The organism is Chryseobacterium sp. SIMBA_029 (genome assembly GCF_046535275.1).
In the GTDB taxonomy this organism is placed as follows: domain Bacteria; phylum Bacteroidota; class Bacteroidia; order Flavobacteriales; family Weeksellaceae; genus Chryseobacterium.
The window spans coordinates 1-236 of record NZ_JAWRXA010000850.1 but is presented as its reverse complement, the minus strand read 5'-3'; the positions used below and the strand labels follow the sequence as shown (position 1 = coordinate 236).

Below are 236 nucleotides of genomic sequence, written 5' to 3'. Positions count from 1 at the left end.
CTTCAGTTTCCCATTACATTAAGGCCGATGAGCTGAAAAATACTTTCAGTGACGAAAATGTAAAGCTTAAGGTAGAAACAAAAAACTATAACGAACAAAATCTTAAAAAACCATATCAGATGAAGTTGTCAAAGCTGATAGCTCCGGACAGGATTTTTAGAAGTAACTTCCAGTCTGAGGTTCAGAATTTACCGAAATATTCAAAAGATGAATTTATCAGCAAGTTCCCACACGAT

The 236-nt window shown here is 34.7% G+C and carries 1 protein-coding gene; it reads left to right on the top strand.

Annotation, left to right across the window (positions count from 1 at the left end):
- Positions 1–236: hypothetical protein (locus SB679_RS26285; protein WP_410705365.1), on the top strand; the 236-nt coding region annotated here is incomplete at both ends.